15 protein-coding genes, 1 tRNA gene and 1 pseudogene are annotated in these 20,327 nt (G+C 61.3%); 9 read left to right on the top strand and 8 right to left on the bottom strand.

Going from position 1 to position 20,327, the window contains the following annotated elements:
• Positions 1–885: 885 nt before the first annotated feature.
• Complete coding sequence (locus tag FJ418_RS01330; protein ID WP_140659863.1) at positions 886–1,263, bottom strand: MucR family transcriptional regulator; 378 nt, start codon at positions 1,261–1,263, stop codon at positions 886–888.
• A 738-nt stretch (positions 1,264–2,001) separates the two neighbouring features.
• Here FJ418_RS01330 and FJ418_RS01325 point away from each other — a divergent pair.
• From FJ418_RS01325 to FJ418_RS01310, 4 genes are all read left to right on the top strand, one after another.
• Positions 2,002–6,324 carry a VCBS domain-containing protein gene (locus tag FJ418_RS01325; protein WP_140863237.1) on the top strand — a complete coding sequence of 1,441 codons (4,323 nt, stop codon included), beginning with the start codon at positions 2,002–2,004 and terminating at the stop codon, positions 6,322–6,324.
• Positions 6,325–6,505: 181 nt separating this feature from the next.
• Positions 6,506–8,206, top strand: coding sequence for a type I secretion system permease/ATPase (locus FJ418_RS01320; RefSeq protein WP_140863235.1), 1,701 nt, complete (start codon positions 6,506–6,508; stop codon positions 8,204–8,206).
• A complete protein-coding gene (locus FJ418_RS01315) occupies positions 8,203–9,543 on the top strand; it encodes an HlyD family type I secretion periplasmic adaptor subunit (RefSeq protein ID WP_140863233.1) in 1,341 nt (446 codons plus the stop codon). The genes FJ418_RS01320 and FJ418_RS01315 overlap by 4 nt, the downstream gene beginning before the upstream one ends.
• Before the next feature lie 789 nt (positions 9,544–10,332).
• On the top strand, positions 10,333–11,961 hold the full coding sequence (locus tag FJ418_RS01310) for a recombinase family protein (protein WP_140863443.1): 1,629 nt from the start codon (positions 10,333–10,335) through the stop codon (positions 11,959–11,961).
• Here the strand turns inward: FJ418_RS01310 and FJ418_RS01305 are convergent.
• A tRNA-Met gene (locus FJ418_RS01305) sits at positions 11,918–11,994 on the bottom strand. The genes FJ418_RS01310 and FJ418_RS01305 overlap by 44 nt on opposite strands.
• Positions 11,995–12,246: 252 nt before the next feature.
• On the opposite strand from FJ418_RS01305, the gene FJ418_RS01300 reads away from it, so the two are divergent.
• The gene (locus FJ418_RS01300) at positions 12,247–13,212 is read left to right on the top strand and encodes a Gfo/Idh/MocA family oxidoreductase (RefSeq protein WP_140645671.1); all 966 of its coding nucleotides are present in this window, start codon (positions 12,247–12,249) and stop codon (positions 13,210–13,212) included.
• A 35-nt stretch (positions 13,213–13,247) separates the two neighbouring features.
• On the opposite strand, the gene mnmA is transcribed toward FJ418_RS01300, so the two are convergent.
• Positions 13,248–14,438 (bottom strand): tRNA 2-thiouridine(34) synthase MnmA, encoded by a 1,191-nt coding sequence (mnmA, locus tag FJ418_RS01295; RefSeq protein ID WP_140653229.1) that lies wholly within the window; start codon positions 14,436–14,438, stop codon positions 13,248–13,250.
• A gap of 254 nt (positions 14,439–14,692) precedes the next feature.
• Here mnmA and FJ418_RS01290 point away from each other — a divergent pair, with 254 nt between their 5' ends.
• Positions 14,693–14,968 carry a DUF1153 domain-containing protein gene (locus FJ418_RS01290; RefSeq protein WP_006203587.1) on the top strand — a complete coding sequence of 92 codons (276 nt, stop codon included), beginning with the start codon at positions 14,693–14,695 and terminating at the stop codon, positions 14,966–14,968.
• A 69-nt stretch (positions 14,969–15,037) separates the two neighbouring features.
• Here FJ418_RS01290 and FJ418_RS32235 read toward each other — a convergent pair whose 3' ends face one another.
• On the bottom strand, positions 15,038–15,571 hold the full coding sequence (locus FJ418_RS32235; protein WP_246682910.1) for a zinc-binding dehydrogenase: 534 nt from the start codon (positions 15,569–15,571) through the stop codon (positions 15,038–15,040).
• Positions 15,572–15,729: 158 nt separating this feature from the next.
• A pseudogene (locus FJ418_RS32230) lies at positions 15,730–15,963 on the bottom strand (alcohol dehydrogenase catalytic domain-containing protein); the annotation flags it as partial.
• Between the two features lie 90 nt (positions 15,964–16,053).
• On the opposite strand from FJ418_RS32230, the gene FJ418_RS01280 reads away from it, so the two are divergent.
• On the top strand, positions 16,054–16,455 hold the full coding sequence (locus tag FJ418_RS01280) for a helix-turn-helix domain-containing protein (protein WP_140653233.1): 402 nt from the start codon (positions 16,054–16,056) through the stop codon (positions 16,453–16,455).
• Positions 16,456–16,538: 83 nt separating this feature from the next.
• Here FJ418_RS01280 and FJ418_RS01275 read toward each other — a convergent pair whose 3' ends face one another.
• The gene (locus tag FJ418_RS01275; RefSeq protein ID WP_140645772.1) at positions 16,539–16,916 is read right to left on the bottom strand and encodes a flagellar export protein FliJ; all 378 of its coding nucleotides are present in this window, start codon (positions 16,914–16,916) and stop codon (positions 16,539–16,541) included.
• A 448-nt stretch (positions 16,917–17,364) separates the two neighbouring features.
• Between FJ418_RS01275 and ctrA the strand changes: the two genes are divergently transcribed.
• Entirely contained in the window at positions 17,365–18,060 is a 696-nt protein-coding gene (gene ctrA, locus FJ418_RS01270; protein WP_006203583.1) for a cell cycle two-component system response regulator CtrA, read from the top strand.
• Positions 18,061–18,129: 69 nt separating this feature from the next.
• Here the strand turns inward: ctrA and FJ418_RS01265 are convergent, their stop codons facing one another.
• Positions 18,130–18,498 (bottom strand): response regulator, encoded by a 369-nt coding sequence (locus tag FJ418_RS01265; RefSeq protein ID WP_140863231.1) that lies wholly within the window; start codon positions 18,496–18,498, stop codon positions 18,130–18,132.
• Positions 18,499–18,719: 221 nt separating this feature from the next.
• Positions 18,720–19,349 (bottom strand): histidine phosphotransferase family protein, encoded by a 630-nt coding sequence (locus FJ418_RS01260; RefSeq protein WP_140645675.1) that lies wholly within the window; start codon positions 19,347–19,349, stop codon positions 18,720–18,722.
• Positions 19,350–19,731: 382 nt separating this feature from the next.
• Here FJ418_RS01260 and FJ418_RS01255 point away from each other — a divergent pair, with 382 nt between their 5' ends.
• Positions 19,732–20,268, top strand: coding sequence for an EipA family protein (locus FJ418_RS01255; protein WP_226892233.1), 537 nt, complete (start codon positions 19,732–19,734; stop codon positions 20,266–20,268).
• Positions 20,269–20,327: the final 59 nt, after the last annotated feature.

The following is a 20,327-nucleotide window of genomic DNA, read 5'->3' as shown; positions in this document are numbered from 1 at the left end:
AGAAAGCCGGCTCCGCGAATATCCAACATAGCTTGGCGGGCTATTCGATGTCCGCTCAGCGGCGCGAACCACGTACCTAGCCCAAGTTGGCGGGCGGCGCTGCTCTTCTATGTAGGCCCCCAAGCGGATTGCCGCATCGTGATCAAATGTCCAGCGGCCAAGTGGGCCAAATCACGCGTGACCCAGCCCTGCCAGGCATCCTCGATGATCAGCACAGCCCCTATCACGACCGCCAGTAGGACATATGCTAACACCATTATCACCCTATGCGGCTAAGGCGACGGCGACGGTTCCGGAACCTGTGGCCATCCGCCAAATGGCGCCAGTTCCGCGGCGCGCCGCGCTGCCCTCCGGGCTCGCTTCATCTCCAAGCGCCGCAGCGCGTACTGCTGCCGAGTCTGTTCCGATGACGTAAGCGAGTTCGCCTGCAACCAGGCTTTGAACTTACCTGCGTGGATGCGAATCCTTGTGACAAGCACACCATGGTGCCGTTCCTTGGCCTCGAAAGCTTTGAAACCTTCCCACCACTCCTCCCAGGTCGATGGCAGCTCGCCCGTTGCTGACAGTCCAGGATGAGAGGATAATCACAGTGAGTGTAGACCGAGATAGCCCGCCTTCCGCTAGTCGCTGCCATCAATCTAGCTTCCATCTCACGAGCGCGCATTTCCTCCGTTTGAGTTTCGCTTCGCGCCGAGCGGGCATCACACAGTTCCTGGGCATAGCGTTGCCTAGAGCTTTCTGAAGCGATCTGAGAAAAGATCGCTGTCGTCGCTGGCATCGATACGGCTTTCCTAGAGAAGGTTACGCAGGGGCTTCCGCAACCAATCGGTTTCTGGGTTAAGGCTCCTGGCATCGCTCCTTGCGCAGAACGGGCAGGCTCGGAAATCAACGGGTCGAGCGCTTTTTGCTGGCGATCGTCACGGGCTTGATCCCAGGATGGCGGCTAAGCCCGTTGGACTTCGCCAAGGCCGACCGTTGAGCCGCCGAGTTAGGGGCCATCATCGGATAGTCGAGCCCCAAGCCCCACTTCTCACGATACTGCTCTGGGGTCAGGCCGTAATGCACGCGCAGATGGCGCTTCATCGATTTATACCGCTTACCGTCCTCGAGACAGATGATGTATTCAGGGAAGACCGATTGCATCGGATTGACGGCGGGGACCTGGGCGGGCTTCTCGGATTCGGCCAGCTGCCCGACCTTAGACAGCGACGAGTTCGCGTCCCCGATTAGTTCGGGCGGGTCTTCGTTATTCCCGTCGGACATGCAAATATCCCCGCTCACAAATTGGCTGAATCTCTTAGTCGATTTTCGGCAAAATGCCAGTGCTGGGAACCGATCCGGGCTATTTGGTGGGGGCGGCGCGATCTAGGCACCTGCTCCGTCCCGGCGATCGTCGTCCTGAACCTGCTGTTGGGGCGGTCCGACACCATGGGGAAGTTTCCGGTGCATAGTTAAGCTGGCGTCGTTGGCTGATTGTCAACGATCGCGAAGAGCCCCAGAATTCTACTTGTATCCGCGCCTGGCTAACGGTTTTGCTCCGACTTGATGCTGCCACGACGGCTAGCAGAGCAGGAATGTCCCAGCCCATTCATGGGCGACCATTTGAACTTCGGAAACATTTAAGCCAGTCTACCCTACGTATCGTACAGGTACGTCTGCCGTCATTAACTGTTTATCGAATTGCCCGTTGACGCACGCCTTGGCAGAGTTAATAATATCCTAATATAAAGGTAGCGCAAATTATCTCCCGACCGGCAACAACGAGTTAGGCGCTACTGGGGTAGGGGAAAGCCGCGGCGACTAAGCCGTCGTAGCCACGACCGTGTGGTAACTGCAGATCCGCGATGGCAGTTCGCGGAAACTGTTGAGTTGCGCCTAGTTGAAGGGCAAATCGTTTCTCCTTCCCAAATTGGACGCCGATGTTTTCGGCATGGGGTGGTCTGCCGTCTTGCGGACGGCAAATGGGCGGGCGCCAGGCGCGCCGGTCTGGGGAGATAAAAAATGGCAACTCAGCAGATCGCGGATGCGGGTGGTACGACTGTTTCCTTTTCGAACACACCGCAGGCTAAGGACGAAGCCTTCTACTTCTCTGAAGATTCGACTGGCGTGTTGATCCTTAATGTCCTGGCGAACGATCTGGGTGGGTCTGCGAAGCTACTCTACTCCATCGATAATTCGATCAGCGCGTCGACAGCCACCAAAACGCCGGCACCGTCGGATCTGCTTATCCGCGACACCACATATTCAAGCACCAACGACAACGCCGGACTTACCGGAACCACCGACACAAGCTTGCTCGGAGCGCGTATCTGGATCGCCAGCGATGGAACGATTCACTACAATACCGCCGATATCAACGCACTGCTGCAGTCGCTTGCGCAGGGCCAGGTTCTCACCGATAAACTGACCTACGCCATTCAACTCGGCAACGGCACGCTGAGCTGGGCAACGACCACCATTCAGTTCACCGGCACCAATGACAAGCCGGTGATCGGCGCGGCCACGCTTGTCGGCGCCGTCACCGAGGACGCTCATACCCCCACCGAGACCGCCACTGGCACCATCGCGTTCAGCGATCTCGACCTTACCGACGTGCATGTGGTCTCGGCGGTGTTCAAGAGCACCGATTACAGCGGCCAACTCGGCTCGCTCGCCGCTGTGAAGACCACCGACACCACCGGCACCGGTTCTGGCGGGCTGATCACTTGGACCTTCAGTGCCGCCGATTCGGCTCTCGACAAACTGGCGGCCGGGCAGGTCGTTCACGAGACCTATACGGTCACGCTCAACGACCAGCACGGCGGCGTCGTCACCCGCGATGTCGTCATCGACATCGTCGGCACCAATGACGCGCCGGTGATCACCTCGGCCGCGCAGTCGGGCAACGTCTCGGAAGGCGACGGCCTGCCGGCCGCGGCGCAGCAGGCGAGCGGCCAGGTCACCTTCAGCGACGTCGACACCTCCGACACCCACACGCTGTCGGTGAGCGTGGCGGCGACTTACGGCACGGCCAGCGTCGATGCAGACGGCACCTGGCATTATACGGTGAGCGACAGCGGCGCGGTCGACGCGCTCGCCGCCGGCGAGCATCTGGCGGACAGCTTCACGGTGCAGGTCGACGACCAGCATGGCGGCCTTGCCACCCAGGTGGTGACGATCGACATCGTCGGCACCAATGACGCGCCGGTGATTGGCGCCGCGACGCTGGTCGGCGCGGTCACCGAGGACGCTCATACCCCCACCGAGACGGCTACCGGCACAATCGCATTCGGCGATGTCGATCTCACCGACTTGCACCTGGTCTCGGCGATCTTCAAGAGCACCGATTACAGCGGCCAACTCGGCTCGCTCGCCGCTGTGAAGACCACCGACACCACCGGCACCGGTTCCGGCGGGCTGATCACTTGGACCTTCAGCGCCGCGGATTCGGCTGTCGACAAGCTGGCGGCCGGGCAGGTCGTGCACGAGACCTATACGGTCACGCTCGACGACCAGCACGGCGGCATCGTCACCCGCGATGTCGTCATCACCATCACCGGCACCAATGACAACCCGACGATGAGCGCGACCGCGACCGGGTCGGTGACGGAAGATACTCCGGCGGGTGCGACCGAGACCGCCTCCGGCACGGTCAGCTTCACCGATGTCGACCTGACTGACACCCACACAGTAACAGCAACCTTCCTGTCGTCGACCAATGCAGGCGGCCTTCAGCTCGGCTCGCTCACCGCAGCCAAGACGCTGGACACGTCCGGCGGCACCGGCGGGACTGGGACCTGGAACTACAGCGTCAACAACTCGGCCATCCAATTCCTGGCGGCCGGTCAGACGGTCCAGGAGACCTACCAGGTCACGGTGGCCGACAATCATGGCGGTTCGACCAGCCAGAACGTCGTCGTCACCGTCACCGGCACCAATGACGCACCGGTCATTGACCTGAACAGTGGCACTGCAGGAATATCGACGAGCATCAACTACGCGGCCGGATCCGCCGCCACAGCCATTGCGCCCTCGGGCACGGTCACGGATATCGACTCCGCCGATTTCAACGGCGGCTCGCTCACCGTCGCATTGACCGCGAACGGCACGTCGGCCGACCAACTGACCGTTCAGAACCAGGGGACTGGCGTCGGTCAGATAGGCGTGAGCGGTAGCAATGTAACCTACCAGGGTACGACGATAGGAGCCTTTTCCGGCGGCACGAACGGGTCGAACCTCGTCGTCACGTTCAATGCCAACGCCACGCAAGCCGCGGTCGCGGCGCTGGCCGACCATATCCTTTACTCCAACGCGACCAGCCCGGCCGCGACCAAGACCGTGACATACACGCTGGTGGATGGTGACGGAACGGCCAACGGTGGCACGGATACCGGGACTGCCACGGCTACGATCAATGTGACGGGTGGAGGCCAAGCGCCGGTTGTCGACCTGAATGGACCGGGTTCGGGAAACGATGCGACAGCTAGCTATCCGTCGCAAAGCTCGCCACTATCGATCGCCACGTCGGCAACAATTACCGATGCGGATTCGACGACGCTGACATCGTTGACTGCGACGTTGACCAACCGGCCCGATGATGGAATTGGCAATCCGAAGGAGTTTTTGTCCTTAACGTCGACCGCAAGCACTGCCGCTAGTGCTGCCGGGCTGACCGTAAACTACGACACGTCTACAGGAATTCTTTCAATCACCGGATCAGCAACAGTCGCCACCTATCAGACTATTCTTCGAGGACTGCAATACGCAGATACGAAGACAGGCGCACATGACCAAACACCGCGCGTGATCAACGTCATCGTCAGCGATGGCGCGAATACCAGCATCTCGCACTCCATAACTGTGAGCGTGGCAAAGCCTGCCGGCACCGCCGGCGAGCCGATCAATCTCGCGCTCTCGGATCCATCGCATGAAGGCGCGCTTGTCACTGTCACTGTGAGAGACATGCCCTCCGGCTGGAGCATCGATGGCGCGACGCAGAATGCCGACGGATCCTGGACAATCCAGACCACTGCCGTCGACAAGCTGACGGTCACCACTCCAACCGATTACGCTGGCGCGGCTGTGCTCGACGTTCAGATGAGCTGGACCAACGCCGACGGCACGACGGGCAACATGTTAATGGCCGACAACGTCGAGGCCTATGCTCCGGGATCGCCGATCTTCGCCTGGTCGGGTGATGATGTGCTTACCGGCTCCAGCGGGCACGATCTGTTCGTCTTCTCGCAGCCGATCGGCAACGACACGGTGCACAGCTTCGACGCGGCCGCCGACCAGATCGACCTGATCGGCTACAACGGGCTGGCAAGCTTTGGTGACCTGCAAACGCATATCGCCGACGATGCTCATGGCAACGCGGTGATCACACTCGCCGACGGGCAGTCGATCACGCTGGAAGGCGTGCATTCCTCAGCGCTTGGTGCCGGCAATTTCGTCTTCGACCAAACGCCGGTGGTCAACAATCCTGGCACCATGACACTCGGTGACGGCGCCCTGCTGCCGCTGAGCGGCACCGTCAACAACAGCGGCCTTATCTCGCTGAACTCGACCGGCGACGAGACCCTGCTGCAGGTCATCCAGCACGGCGTGACCCTGCAGGGCGGCGGCCAGATCGTCCTGTCCGACAATGCCGCCAATTTGATTTCCGGCACCGGTCCGGACGTCACGCTGATCAACGTCGACAACACGATCTCGGGCGCCGGCCAGCTGGGTGATGGAATGCTTGGCATCGACAACAGGGGCACCATCATCGCCACGGGGACCAATGCCCTAGTCATCGACACCGGCGGCGGCGTCGTCACCAACTCCGGCACGCTGGAAGCGACCGGTTCGGGCGGACTGGTCGTCGCTGGCGGAGTCGCGAATTTCGGCATGATCGAGGCCAATGGCGGCAATATTATCATCCACGGCGAAGTCACCGGCGACGGTGATGCTACGATCGGCAACCTGTCCAAGCTGGAATTCGGCGCAGCCTCGTCATTAGACGTCACCTTCGTGGAGAATGCCGCGGGCACGCTGGAGCTCGACGACTCCTTCGACTACAGCGGACGGATCAGCGGCGTCACCAACGACGACAAGCTGGACCTTAACGACATCCTGTTCGGTACCGGAACGACGGTCGCCTATCAGGCGAGCCAGGATGGCAGCGGCGGCACGTTGACCGTCTCGGACGGCGCGCACAATGCGACGCTGCATCTGCTCGGCACTTACGATGCTAACGGCTTCAAGCTCGCGGATGATGGTCAGGGGCACACCGTCGTTACATACGACCCGGCGGAGTTCACGCTGACCGGCGTCAGCGGCGGAACGAGCGAGTTCGCGGTGTGATGGAAGAGGGCGAGCCCGCGACCACGCGCGGCTCACCAGTTTCTGCTCGAGCGGGCATTTAGCTTACGAATTAAGGTTTACGGCAGGTTTACGAGCGAGTGGCGTGGTCGGTTGAAGGATCGGAAGTAGTATCGGGCCCGGGCACGCAGTTTGGACAGGGGGCGGTTCTCCGCTGGGTATTTTGAGTCTCGACAACAAATCCAAAGTCGTCAGGCAAGCGCTTCGCGCCTGCCGCCGCTATTTCCTGTTCGCGGCGGTGTTCAGCCTGGCGATCAATCTGCTTTACCTCGCATCTCCGCTCTACATGCTGCAGATCTACGATCGTGTCGTCACCAGCGGCAGCGAGACGACGCTGGTGATGCTGACCCTCGTGCTGCTTGCTGCTTTCCTGGCGCTTGCCGGCCTCGACCTCGTGCGCGCCGCGATCCTGACACGCGCCAGCGCCCGGCTCGACCGGCTGATTTCGGCCAGGATCCTGGCGGCCTCCGTCGAGACTCCGTCACTGGGCGCTGCGCAAAGCCAGCCGATCCGCGATTTCGACATGTTCCGCCAGGTGATCACCGGCAGCGGCATCCATGCCCTCTTCGATCTGCCGTGGTCGCCCATCTATATCGGGGTTATCTTCCTTCTGCACCCTTGGCTAGGTTTCTTCGCGCTGGGATCGTCGCTGATCCTCATCGTCATGGCGGTGCTCAACGAATACATGGTGCGGGCGCCGCTGAAGCAGGCCAACGATCTCGCCACCGCAAATTACAATTTCACCGAAATGAGTCTGAGGAACGCGGAAGTCGTCCGTGGCATGGGTATGATCGACGGTCTCGTCCGCCGTTGGGGGCGCGACCGCGGCATGGCGCTTCGCCGGCAGGGGCAGGCCAGCGACCGGGCGGCACTGATGTCCGGGATGATCCGCTTCCTGCGCCTAACCATGCAGTCGCTGATCCTCGGCCTTGGCGCCTATCTAGTCATCGAGCGGCAGATCACCGGCGGCTCGATGTTCGCGGCGAGCCTGCTTCTGGGCAGGGGGCTGCAGCCGGTCGAGCAGATCGTCGGGCTCTGGCGCAGTCTTATCCTGGCGCGGGCCGCACTCGGAAGGGTCGAGAAGCTGCTTGACGGCGGCGCGCAAGGCGATCGTTCCTTCAACCTTCCCAAACCCACCGGCAAGATCGCCGTAGAACAGCTTACCTTCGCCATTCCGAACCTGCAGAAGGTGCTGTTGCGCGATGTCTCATTCAAGCTTGAGGCCGGCGAGGCTCTCGGCATCGTCGGGCCGTCCGGCGCCGGCAAGTCGACGCTCGCCCGTCATCTCGCCGGCATCATGCAGCCGAGCCGCGGCACGGTCAGGCTGGACGGCGCCGACATGACGCAATGGGGCAGGGAGACGCTCGGCGACCATATCGGCTATCTGCCGCAGGACATCGAGCTGTTTTCCGACACGGTGGCTGCTAATATCGGCCGCTTCAAAACCGATGTCGATCGCGAGGTGATCGAGGCCGCCCGGCTCGCCGGGGTCCATGAGATGATCATCCGGCTGCCGCAAGGCTACGAGACGCAGATCGGCGAGGGCGGGGCGATGCTTTCCGGCGGCTACAGGCAGCGCATCGCCCTTGCCAGGGCGGTGTTCGGCACGCCGAACCTGATCGTGCTCGACGAGCCGAGCTCCAATCTAGACTCCGATGGCGATCGCGCGCTGGCCGAATGCGCGCTGGAGCTCAAGCGTCGCGGCAGCACCGTGATCATCGTGTCGCACCGGCCCTCGACCTTGGCCAATGTCGACAAGATCCTGCTCCTCAGGGATGGCGGAGTCGAGGCCTTCGGCATGAGGAACGAGATCGTGGCGCTGCTCAACCAGCGTGCCGCACCGATGGCGGTGGCAACCCAATGACCGACATCGCCACCACTTATCGTAGTCTTTCGGGTGTCGCCGACTCGGACGCCAATCCGGATTCGATCCGGGGTCCAGTCTGGATCGGTTTGCTCATCATCGTTGCGTTTTTCGGTGTCTTCGGCGGCTGGGCGGCGATCGCGCCGCTCAACGGTGCTGTGCTTGCAGATGCGATGGTGAAGGTCGAGGGCAACCGGAAGAGCGTCCAGCATTTCGACGGCGGCACTGTGAAGGAAATCCGCGTGAAGGACGGCGACGTCGTCAAGGCTGGCGATGTGCTGGTCGTGCTCGACGACACGCGTGCCCGATCAGAGTTCAACCTCTACTCCCAGCAATATGCACTGCTGCGCGCAACGGATGCCCGCATCCGCGCCGAGCTGGACGGCAGCCCGGCGGTCGCCTTCCCGAAAGATATTTCCGCCGAACACCAAGGCTACTTGCAGGACGCGATGGCCAACCAGATCAACGATCTCGAGAGCCAGCGCGCCTCGATGGCCGGCGCCACGAAAATCCTGCAAAAGCGGATCGCCGAGCTCGAAGAGCAAATCGAAGGCAAGGAGGCGCGCGTGGAGTCCTACCGCGCGCAGCTCAAGTCGACCGTTGACGAGAAGGCGGGCCTGAACAAGCTGCTGAAGGCCGGCTTGACGACGCGCACGCGCATCCTGGAACTCGACCGCTCCGCTTCCGACCTGCAGGGCCTCATCGACCAGTCGCTGGGCGAGATTGCCGGCAACCGTCAGAACAAGGCGGAATTCGAAAGCCAGATCGCGCAGCTGACCAACGAGCGCCGTGCAAAACTTTCGGCCATGTTGATCGACACCCAGTCGAGCCTTGCCGACCTGGTGCCGAAGATGTTTGCCGCGCAGGCCACCATGGACCGCGCCGAAGTGCGCGCGCCCTATGATGGCCAGGTGATGGACTTGACCATCTTCTCGACCGGCGCGGTCGTCTCTCCCGGTCAAACCATCCTCGACATTGTGCCGACCAGGAATTCCCTGATCGTGCAGGCTCAGGTCCGCGTCGAGGACATATCCAGCCTCCGGGCTGATATGACGGCAGAGGTCCGCTTTACGTCATACAAGCAGCGCACGACGCCGGTGATCCACGGCCGTGTCACCCGCATCTCAGCGGACCGTGTGACCGATGCCAAGACCGGCTTTCCCTATTATGTCGCCGACATTGCGGTGGACCAGCGGGAACTCGCCGCGACACCACAGATCCAGCTCTATCCCGGCATGCCGGCGCAGGTTACGATCGTGACCGAGGAACGCACCGCGCTGGATTATGTTCTGGGACCACTGACGGCGTCCTTGCACACCGCGTTCCGGCAGAAGTAGGCCATGCTACTATCACCGCATGCGATGTTGGCGCCCTGCCGAAGGTCTGCTTCTGTCAGAAGTATACTGCGCAATTCGAGCAGACGCGCCTCTCCATGAGATCGAGCGGCATACCGAGGCCGAGGAATCATACAGGGACGATGGCGTGCGCTTGCTGGAATTGGCGCGCAACGCCCGCCAACTGGAGGCTTGTCGAACTTTCTTTCTGGCACCTCCAGCCGAATTGCTCGCGTTTGCGAAGGAGATTGGAAATTCTGAATCCGACACGCTGCAAGCTTGATCGGCACTGGCTGTGTGGGGCGAGACGGTCGAGGGGACACCGTCAACAGCGCTGCGTGCGTGTGCTGAGGGGGGCTTTCAACCGCGGAATCTCGGCCCCGAATCAAGTCCGTGATTTGAACTTACGATTTTGCCAACAAGCCTGAAAACGGAGAGCAATCGATCAGGCTAGCGGATTTCCGAATAACACGCCTTACTATCCCTTTCTGCGACCGATCGATCTGACGTCTATCCCGGCTCCAGCACGAGCATATCTTGCGAGGCATGGACCAAGATCATGATCTCGGCAGGATTGAAGAAGGCCACGCATCCTCCGGACTGCTATTTTCCGCAGGAGCACAACTGGCGCTATTCCTGACCCATAGCGAGCGCTACCCGCAGTGGTTGTGAAATCGCACAAACGGCTCTTGCGCCAAGTGCCTGACAGAGCGATTCTGCGCCTTGCAAGCGCTCTCGCGCGCCAAGCGGCTCGCGAAGATCACGAGCGTGAACAGGCCGAGAAGATACATCATGAATCGAACCGCGATCTACGCACGCTTCTCAACCGATCTTCAGAATGAGCGATCGATAGACGACCAACTCGCGCTATGCCGGACGTATGCCGAGCGTGAGGGGTTGAACGTTGTCGCAACGTTCGAAGACCGAGCTCGCTCCGGCGGCTCCGTCATGGGCCGTGAGGGTTTGTTACAACTGATGGACAAAGCTCGTGAGCACGAATTTGATGTGCTCGTCGTGGAGGCACTTGATCGCCTCTCTCGCGACATGGAAGACCTTGCGGGCATTCACAAGCGCCTTTCATTTCTTAGCATCGAAATTCGTGCTGTCCACGAGGGCGTGGTGAACACGGTCTTGGTCGGGCTTCGCGGTCTGGTTGGGCAACTCTATCGAGAGGACATCGCTCACAAGGTTCGGAGAGGCCAAGCGGGCCGAATCAGCAAGGGACTCCACGCCGGTGGATTGACTTACGGCTACTCCTACGTGCTGGGCGACCCTGGAAAGCGCCTTATCATGGAGGAGGAAGCGGATATCGTGCGTCGTGTTTTCAAGGAGTACGTCGACGGACAGACACCGCGTGATATCGCCCACAATCTAAATAGAGACCGCATACCGCCGCCTCGTGGGCGAGCCTGGAATGCCTCTACTATCAATGGAAATGCGCAGAGAGGGACGGGGCTCCTTCACAATGAGCTTTATGCAGGCCGCTTGATCTGGAACAGGGTCAGGATGATCAAGGATCCTGATACAGGGAAACGTGTCTCGCGTCCGAATCCCAAAGGTGAATGGCGGATAGTTGAAGTTCCCGATCTTGCCATTGTTTCGCCCGAGCTGTTTGACGCAGCACACGCGCGGAAGAAGGCGCGCGCAATCACCCATCCAAGCCATCAGCGCCGACCACGGCATATGTTGGCGGGGCTTCTGAGGTGCGGTGCCTGTGGTGCGGGAATGTCGTCAAAAGGCATGGACAATTCCAAGCGCGTTCGTATCCGCTGCTCCGCTGCGACAGAAAGCGGAACATGCGCTGATCCTAAGACTTTTTATTTGGATACCGTCGAAGCTGCAGTTCTGAACGGGCTTACCACCGAGCTGCGCCACCCTGAAGTGATTGCCCAGTACGTCCAGACGTACCACGAAGAACGGAAGCGCTGGGCAGCCGACACCGATGCCAGGCGCACTCGTTTGGAGCGACGGCTTGGAGAACTATCTCGGGAGATCGAGCGGCTTGTCAACGCTATTGCCAAGGGCCACGGCGACCCAGCCGTACTGGGACCGCAATCAACAACGCTGCATGAAGAGCGTAAGTCCATTTTGGCAGACTTGGATCAGGTGCCCACCGCGGCCGGAGTGGTCGCGCTGCATCCTGCGGTGCTGGCACGCTACGAGGAACAACTGAACCAGCTTCAGGCAGGGCTTGCCAAGGGTATTGCTAGCGGTGATTCCGAATCTGCAGAGGCGATGCGGGACCTGATCGAGACCGTCACGGTGTTTCGAGATCCGTCGAAGATCGGCGGGGTTGAAGTCGAAATCGCTGGGCGGCTAACGGCCCTCTTGGGCGAGGGTGCTTTCCCCCACGGTGTCAAAGGAGTGGGGGGAATGGTGGTAGCGGGAGAGGGACTTGAACCCCCGACCCCAGGATTATGATTCCCGTGCTCTAACCAACTGAGCTACCCCGCCAGGGTGGCAAATGGCCCGAAAAACCGTCCTGGATGGATGGGTGTTTCAAGGCGTTCGCCAAGGTCGCGCGGATATAAGGTTGGGAGGGTGAGCGTGTCAAGCTTCGAAGCGGCCGACATGCCGGCATAATCCGGCCGGCATAATCTCATCCCAGAAAAGCTTTGCCGGACAGATACTCAAGGCATGTCCCGGGGTTGAGTTCGGCGGGGCACGTCGCTATGTCTCGGCCATGAAATTCTAGAGTTTGAGCGAATGAAGCCGCGCATCGCCGTCCTCGGTTGCGGATACTGGGGCAGCAACCATATCCGCACCCTCAAGGCGCTTGGCGCGCTCCATGCCGTTTCCGACGTCAACCGCGCCCGCGCCGAAGGTTTCGCCAGCGAGCAGGACTGTCTGGCGATCGAGCCGGACAGACTGTTCGAGCGAACCGATATCGACGCCATCGTCATGGCGTTGCCGCCGCAATTCCATGCCGACACCGCGGTGCGCGCGGTCGAAAGCGGCAAGGACGTGCTGGTGGAAAAGCCGATCGCGCTGACGGTCACGGATGCAGAGCGCGCGGTGAAGGCGGCCAAAGACAATGGCCGCGTGTTCATGGTCGGCCATGTGCTGCGCTTCCATCCGGCTTTCGAGACACTGAAGGCGCTAATCGACAATGGCGAGCTCGGCGAAGTGCGCTATATCCACTCGCACCGGCTCGGCCTCGGCAAGTTCCATACTGAAAACGATGCGTTGTGGGACCTTGCGCCCCACGATTTGTCGATGATCCTCGCCATCACCGGTACCGAGCCGATCGAGGTGAGGGGCGAGGGGGCGGCGCTGCTCGACAACCTCAGCGACTTCGCCCATTTGCACATGCGCTTCCCGAACGGCCTGCGCAGCCATCTCTTCGCCTCGCGCCTCAATCCCTATCGCGAGCGGCGGCTGACGGTCGTCGGCACCAAGGCGATGGCGGTGTTCGACGACGTCGAGCCCTGGGAGCGCAAACTTGCCGTCTACCGCCACGCGGTCTGGCAGGACAGCGGCCAGTGGGCCTTCACCGCCAATGAGCCTGCCTACGTGCCGGTTGGCGAGGGCATGCCGCTGACGCGCGAGCTTGCCCATTTCATGCAGTGCATCGAGACTCGCGCCGAGCCGCGCACCGATGGCGAGGAAGCGATCAGAGTGCTGCGCATCCTGACCGCCGGCACGGTGATCCACACCGGTTCGTCCGCCTGAGGCGTCTGGAAACGGCGGCGATAAGACTGAGAAACTTATTCGGCTGGGATCTGCGCCGGCCTTGCGGCAAGCCTGGACAACATAGCCTCGGCTTCCGCGCCGCGTTCCGAGCGCTCGATGAAGCCGCCGCCGAGCACCCGGGCCTCGTTGCCGTCGTCGGAATAAAGCACACAGGCCTGGCCCGGCGCGATGCCCGACTCGCCGTCGGCCAGTTCGACGGAGGTCACGCCGTCGCGGTGATGCAGCACGGCCGGACGCGGCGGCCTGGTCGAGCGAACCTTGGCGAAAAGCTCGATCCCGCCGGCCGGAACGTCCGACAGCGGTCCATCGCCCAGCCAGTTCATGTTGCGCAGATAGATCTTGTGCGTCTCCAGCGCCTCGCGCGGGCCGACGATGACGCGCGCCCGGTCGGCGTCGAGATGGACGACATAAAGCGGCTCGCCGGACGCGATGCCGATGCCGCGGCGCTGTCCGATCGTGTAGCGCAGAATGCCTTCATGGCGGCCGAGCACGCGGCCGTCGATATGCACGATGTCGCCCGGATTGGCGGCGGCCGGCTTCAGCTTGGCGATGATGTCGGAATACTTGCCCTGCGGCACGAAGCAGATGTCCTGGCTGTCCTGCTTGGCGGCGACAGTCAGGCCCATCTCCTCGGCAATGGCGCGGACCTGCGGCTTCGACAGGCCGCCGAGCGGGAAGCGCAGATAATCGATCTGCGCCTGCGTGGTGGCGAACAGGAAATAGCTCTGGTCGCGGTCGGCGTCGACCGGACGGTAGAGCGCGCGATGCGCGCCGTTGGCGCGCGAACGGATATAGTGGCCGGTGGCCAAGGCGTCGGCTCCGAGATCCTGGGCGGTGGCCAGAAGATCGGCGAACTTCACCGTCTGGTTGCAGGACACGCAAGGGATCGGCGTCTCGCCGGCGACATAGCTCTCGGCAAACGGATCGATGACCGCCTTGCGGAAACGCTCCTCATAGTCGAGCACGTAATGCGGGATGCCGAGCGTCTCGGAAACGCGGCGGGCATCGTCGATGTCCTGGCCGGCGCAGCACGAACCGGCACGGTGCGTGGCCGCGCCGTGGTCGTAAAGCTGCAGCGTCACGCCGACGACGTCATAGCCTTCGCGCTTCAGAATGCCTGCGACGACAGACGAATCGACGCCGCCCGACATCGCGACGACGACGCGGGTTTCTTCGGGGCGGCGGGGAAGATCGAGGCTGTTCATGGTGCTTTCACTGTGCGGCGCTCAATGCCAATGGCCGGAATATAGGTCAAGCCCCACGTGTGCGCCAGCTTGCGGCGCAAGACGAGCCTACCGGCAAAACCAAGGCCTGGGGGCCGGTGTTTCAAATTCTAAACGAAATCCTAACCAGGCGTTCATGATCCTTACCTAGTGATTAGGGTTCGCTTAGGCAATTTTTAAAGCTGTGGCGGTACTGTGGCGGGGATTGGGTCTTTGAGTTTTTAGTAGAGAGTACGATGACCGATCTGGTTAGACCTAGAGTCAAGTATGTTATTGGGCCTGACGGCAGCCCTCTTACGATTGCAGATCTGCCGCCGACGAACACTCGGCGCTGGGTTATCCGGCGCAAGGCGGAAGTGGTCGCCGCGGTACGCGGCGGCCTGCTCAGCCTTGAGGAAGCCTGCCAGCGCTACAAGCTCACAACCGAAGAATTTCTCTCCTGGCAGGCATCGATCGACGAATACGGCCTTGCCGGGCTGCGCACCACGCGGATCCAGCAATACCGCCACTAGGCCAGACAGCTATTAAACGTAAGGGCGCGGAACACCGCGCCCTTTCGCCTTTTTGAAGCGGTCTTCCACTCAAACAGTCAGCACGACCTTGCCGATGGGTCGGGCCGCAAGGAAGGCATGGGCGGCCGCCGCCTGATCGAGCGGGAAAGCTTTGGCCACGTGCGGCATCAGCTTTTTGGCGTCGACCAGCCTGGCGAGTTCGACAAGGCCCTCGCGATCGGGCACCACGGACATGCGCTCGACGCGGACACCGCGCGTCTTGGCCTTCGCCCTGGTGGCGTCGTGAACGTCGAGCAGCGACACCAGCACGCCACCATCACGCACCACCTTCAGCGACTCGCCGACATGGTCGCCGCCGATGGGGTCGAGCACAAGATCGACATTGCCGACCTGTTCGACGAAGTTGCCCTTGGTGTAGTCGACGACGTCGTCGGCGCCGAGCGAGGGACGAAGTCGAGCTTGTTCGGGCTGGCTGTAGCGATGACATAAGCGCCGCGCGCCTTGGCGATCTGAACCGCCAGATGGCCGACACCGCCGGCGCCGGCGTGAACCAGCACGCGTTGCCCCGCCTGCAGGCCGCCATGGCGCACGAGGCCTTGCCAGGCCGTCAGTCCGGCCAGCGGCAAGGCCGCAGCCTGCGCATGGTCGATGGCGGCGGGCTTCGCGGCGATCTCGTCCGCCGGCGCCGCGGCGAGCTCGGCATAGGCTCCAGCCTGTTTGGGGAAATGCGGCATGCCAAACACGTCGTCGCCGACCTTGAAGGCGGTCACGCCGGGGCCGAGCGCCGCGACGGTCCCCGAAATGTCCCAGCCCAGGATGAAAGGCGGTTCGCCAAGCAACGGATAGAAACCGCCGCGCACGGCGCCGTCGACCGGGTTGATGCCCGCCGCCTTGACGCGGACGAGCACTTCACCGGGTCTGGGCGCCGGGTCGGGCTGCTCGGCCACGAAAAGGACCTCGGGTCCGCCGACGGAAGTCTGGATAACGGCACGCATGAACGTCTCCTGTTCGATGAATGTGCCGCTATCATTTGGATAGTAATATTCGATTGTCGAGTATGTACCTTTTCTATATATAGGTACCTCATGGATAGTGAAGACAGATCGCCATTCGGCTATGACGCGTTCCGGCGCACCTGCCCGTCGCATACGGTGCTGGAGATGCTGGCCAGCAAATGGGTTTATCTCACGGTCTGCGCGTTGCGGCGCGGGCGGCTGCGCAATGGCGAGTTGGCGCGCAAGCTGGAAGGCATCACGCCCAAGATGCTGACGCAGACGCTGCGCGTGCTGGAGCGCGACGGCCTCGTGCGGCGCGAGGTGTTTGCGGTCATCCCGCCGCGCGTGGAGTATGAACTGACGGAACTTGGCCAGAACCTGGCGGGGCTGCTTAGCCAGATACGCTCCTGGGCGGAAGAGCATGCGCCGGAAATCAAGGATGCCCGGGCCCGGGCATCGGCCGATCATGGCGAGATGGGCGCTGTGCCGTGAAGACGGCGAGTCCGATTTCTGCCGATTGCCGGTTCTGAAGATGCCGGAGATATCTCCGGCATGATTGCAATATGGCCAGGCGATCAGCCGATCATGGCGCTGCGGCCGCCAATTTCGGTTTCGCGGATCTTGGTGTCTCGCGATTCCAGCATCTCCGCCTTGGACAGCTCCGCTTCAGCTTCGCCGAGTAATGATTCGGCGGTGCTTCGCTGCTGGGCGAGGTCGCTTTGTGAGTTCCTGAGGTTGTCGCGGCGCAGGCGAGCCGCCTTGGCGAAGGTCGGATAGGCGAAATGGTTGATGTCGGTGATGCCGGCTTTTTTCTCTTCGGCGATGATCTGCGCTTCCAGCTCGACGGCCATGCGCTCGAACTCGGCGATCATCATGTCCAGCTGCAAGAGCTGGCGCCGCTTCTCATTCACCTGAAACTGCTTCAGTCGAACGAGGTTTTCACGTGACTTCATGATTCGATACTCCGCAAACGCACACCTGCAATACCGCCCAGTCCGCCCGGAACGACCCAAGCGCCGCCCGTTTCCCCCGGCTTTCCCTGGGCTATGGGAAACAAAGCCCTAAAGATTTTTGCCGACGGTAACCATTCGTTTACGGGCATTGTTAATCATAAGGGCGAGGACTTAAGGCCGGGTAAAAATTCCGGCTGCGGCGGGAAGCCCGGGCCAGCGAGTCTCTGGAGTCACTTAGGCTGACTTATTAATGTGGTGCATTAGCGATTTTGGTCTGTGATTCGTTATTAGATTCAAGTGGGTGTAGAAAGGGGTTAAAAAATCTGGTATCGTGGATGACACGAAATTAGGATTTGTTAACCAGTCGGTGGCACCTTCTGTTCAGGCAATCACTGCTCCGGTCCCGGACGGGTCGTGACACGGTCCGGCAGCAGAAAAGGGGAATGAAATGCGTGTTCTGCTGATTGAAGATGACAGTGCAACCGCACAGAGCATCGAACTGATGCTGAAATCGGAAAGCTTCAACGTCTATACGACCGATCTCGGCGAAGAAGGTGTCGATCTCGGCAAGCTCTACGATTACGACATCATCCTTCTGGATCTCAATCTCCCCGACATGTCGGGCTATGAAGTTCTGCGGACGCTGCGCCTCTCCAAGGTCAAGACACCGATCCTGATCCTCTCCGGCATGGCCGGTATCGAGGACAAGGTGCGCGGCCTGGGCTTTGGCGCCGACGACTATATGACCAAGCCCTTCCACAAGGACGAGCTGGTGGCGCGCATCCATGCGATCGTGCGCCGCTCCAAGGGCCATGCCCAGTCGGTCATCACCACGGGCGACCTGGTGGTCAATCTCGACGCCAAGACGGTCGAGGTCGGCGGCCAGCGCGTGCACCTGACCGGCAAGGAATACCAGATGCTGGAGCTGCTCTCGCTGCGCAAGGGCACCACGCTCACCAAGGAAATGTTCCTCAACCATCTCTATGGCGGCATGGACGAACCGGAGCTGAAGATCATCGACGTCTTCATCTGCAAGCTGCGCAAGAAACTCGACGCGGCGTCCGGCGGCCAGAACTACATCGAGACGGTGTGGGGCCGCGGCTATGTGCTGCGCGAGCCCGAAGACATCCGCGTCAGCGCGTAAACGATCCAAACGATTCGAACGAAAACCCGGCTCAGGCCGGGTTTTTTGTTTGAAAACGGTCTCGGCGAATCAGGCAGCTATCTTCAGGACGCGGAAGCTTTCGAGCAGTTGCGCACGGTTGAAGGGCTTCAGCAGATAGCCCTGGGCGCCGGCGCGCTTGGCGCGCATGATGGCAGCCACATCAACTTCGACCAGCGAGATCAGGATCTGCGGCCGGGCAGAGCTTTCGATGGCGCGGATACGGCGAATGAGGTCGACCGCCTGGATGTCGGCAAGACCACCGTCGATGACGATGACATCGGGCATCTCGCCGGCGCAAATCTCGGCAGCCTCGACCCCGGTCGAGGCCTCGATGACAATCATGTCCGAGCCGCCAAGAATGCGTTTTGCGACCTTCCTGATGACGCTCGAATCATCGACGAACAGGCAGCGCTTCATGACCGGGTCCTCTTTGCCATCTGCCGAACCGGCAACTTCCGGCAACCGGAAAGCACCATAGGCCAATCTGGTAAAGAAGCCGAAAAGCCGTTAGGTAAAGTTTTTCCAAACGAGCGTCTCGCGCCGTTTTGACGCGCAGCGCCGTTACATGCATTGCGGCCGGCATTGCTCGACCTGCACTGCCAGCACAAATATTAGCAATAGAGATACTTCGGCTCTTCTTATGCAGCCGTCAACACGATCTCGTCGGCGGTCGCGTGGATCGAGATCGTCATATTGGCCTCGCGCGCCAGAAGCAGCGTATAGTAAGGCTGGACCGAATGGGCGTCGATCGGCTCCTCCGGCTTGTGGCCGGAATGCAGTTCGAGGAATTTCGGCGGCACGCGCAGCATCGGGCCACCGGCCGCCAGCGAAAAACGCGGCTCGGTTTCGAGACTTTCCAGCGTGACCACCAGCTTGCCGCCGCGCGGTATGGCCGCGTTGGCGACGAGAATGAGGTTAAGCAGCAGCTTGACCTTGTTCTTGGGCAAGAGCGCTCGGGGGCCGTTCCACACCAGTTCCGGCTTTTCGTTCTTCAGGAAAGCGATGGCCACGGCCTCGGCATCGCCGGTGTCGATCATCATGCCGGCGGAACCCGCGGCGCCGAAGGCGATGCGGGCAAACTGCAATCGCGCCGAGGCGTTCTTGGCGCTCTGGCGAATGAGCTTCATGGCGTCTTCGTCGGCGCCGCCTTCGTCGAGCAGTTCGAGGCCGTTGTTGATCGCGCCCACCGGCGAAATGATGTCGTGGCAGACACGGCTGCAAAGCAGCGCCGCGAGATCTGGCGCGGAAAGAGTGAAAAGCTCGGCCATCGGCGAAATCCCTGCTTAAGTCACTTGTTCATGGCTGAGCGACCGTTTTCGCGCCTGTCCACACGAATCACGCTCTTTTCCAAGGCTTTCTGAATACACAGGGCCTGAGCGCGCATCAACAAATCCAAAATTGCCGACAGCGAAAATGCTGTGTTCGCGGGGGAAACCCGCCGCCGGGGCGCAAGCGCAGCCTTCGAACCGCCATCTTCGTGTGGGAGCTTAATGGTTGAAAAAGGATTACGGCATAGTTTGCCCGTGATAGCCACCCCGAACGGCCGGCAAGAGCCGCAGGGGTGCGAGGCGTCGGCGAAAGTGCTCCCTGACGGAGATTGGAAGCATGTTTTCCCGATACTACGACCGGACGTTCGTCCGTGTCCTCGCCATGACCATCACGCTCCTGGGGGCTCTTGTCCTTTCGACCGCTGCGTCACGGGCCCAACAGTACACCGCTCAGGAGATCGTCGATTCCGGTCATAAATTCTTCGGCGAGACGTCCGGCGGCCTGGCCACCGTCGTCGAGAAGATCTTTGCCTCCTACGGCCTGCCCAACGGCTACCTGCTGGGCGAGGAAGGATCCGGCGCCCTGATCGGCGGCCTGACCTATGGCGAGGGGACGCTCTACACCAAGAACGCCGGCGACCATAAGGTGTTCTGGCAAGGTCCGTCGCTCGGCTGGGATTTCGGCGGCGAGGGATCGCGGGTGATGATGCTGGTCTACAACCTCGACGACATCAGCAGCCTCTATAACCGCTTCGGCGGCGTTGCCGGCTCCGCCTATGTCATTGCGGGCGTCGGTTTCAACGTATTGCAGAGCAACCGGGTGCTGATTGTGCCGATCCGTACCGGCGTAGGTGCCCGTCTCGGGGTCAATCTCGGTTATCTGAAGCTCACCGAAAGGCCGACCTGGAACCCGTTCTGATCGGATTGCGCTCGCTGCAATCGCTCGGACAGTGCTGATCGCGCTGCGGCAAACTCTTG

This window comes from Mesorhizobium sp. B2-8-3 (assembly GCF_006440815.1).
Lineage (GTDB): Bacteria > Pseudomonadota > Alphaproteobacteria > Rhizobiales > Rhizobiaceae > Mesorhizobium.
Note: the sequence above shows the minus strand (reverse complement) of the source record. Positions and strands in the feature narration are given on the sequence as shown.

Excerpts from the sequence above, each read along its gene's own strand:
- FJ418_RS01330 (WP_140659863.1), bottom strand. The coding sequence starts at position 1,263 with ATGTCCGACGGGAATAACGAAGACCCGCCCGAACTAATCGGGGACGCG.
- FJ418_RS01325 (WP_140863237.1), top strand. The coding sequence starts at position 2,002 with ATGGCAACTCAGCAGATCGCGGATGCGGGTGGTACGACTGTTTCCTTT.
- FJ418_RS01315 (WP_140863233.1), top strand. The coding sequence starts at position 8,203 with ATGACCGACATCGCCACCACTTATCGTAGTCTTTCGGGTGTCGCCGAC.
- FJ418_RS01310 (WP_140863443.1), top strand. The coding sequence starts at position 10,333 with ATGAATCGAACCGCGATCTACGCACGCTTCTCAACCGATCTTCAGAAT.
- FJ418_RS01300 (WP_140645671.1), top strand. The coding sequence starts at position 12,247 with ATGAAGCCGCGCATCGCCGTCCTCGGTTGCGGATACTGGGGCAGCAAC.
- mnmA (WP_140653229.1), bottom strand. The coding sequence starts at position 14,438 with ATGAACAGCCTCGATCTTCCCCGCCGCCCCGAAGAAACCCGCGTCGTC.
- FJ418_RS01290 (WP_006203587.1), top strand. The coding sequence starts at position 14,693 with ATGACCGATCTGGTTAGACCTAGAGTCAAGTATGTTATTGGGCCTGAC.
- FJ418_RS01280 (WP_140653233.1), top strand. The coding sequence starts at position 16,054 with ATGGATAGTGAAGACAGATCGCCATTCGGCTATGACGCGTTCCGGCGC.
- FJ418_RS01275 (WP_140645772.1), bottom strand. The coding sequence starts at position 16,916 with ATGAAGTCACGTGAAAACCTCGTTCGACTGAAGCAGTTTCAGGTGAAT.
- ctrA (WP_006203583.1), top strand. The coding sequence starts at position 17,365 with ATGCGTGTTCTGCTGATTGAAGATGACAGTGCAACCGCACAGAGCATC.
- FJ418_RS01265 (WP_140863231.1), bottom strand. The coding sequence starts at position 18,498 with ATGAAGCGCTGCCTGTTCGTCGATGATTCGAGCGTCATCAGGAAGGTC.
- FJ418_RS01260 (WP_140645675.1), bottom strand. The coding sequence starts at position 19,349 with ATGGCCGAGCTTTTCACTCTTTCCGCGCCAGATCTCGCGGCGCTGCTT.
- FJ418_RS01255 (WP_226892233.1), top strand. The coding sequence starts at position 19,732 with ATGACCATCACGCTCCTGGGGGCTCTTGTCCTTTCGACCGCTGCGTCA.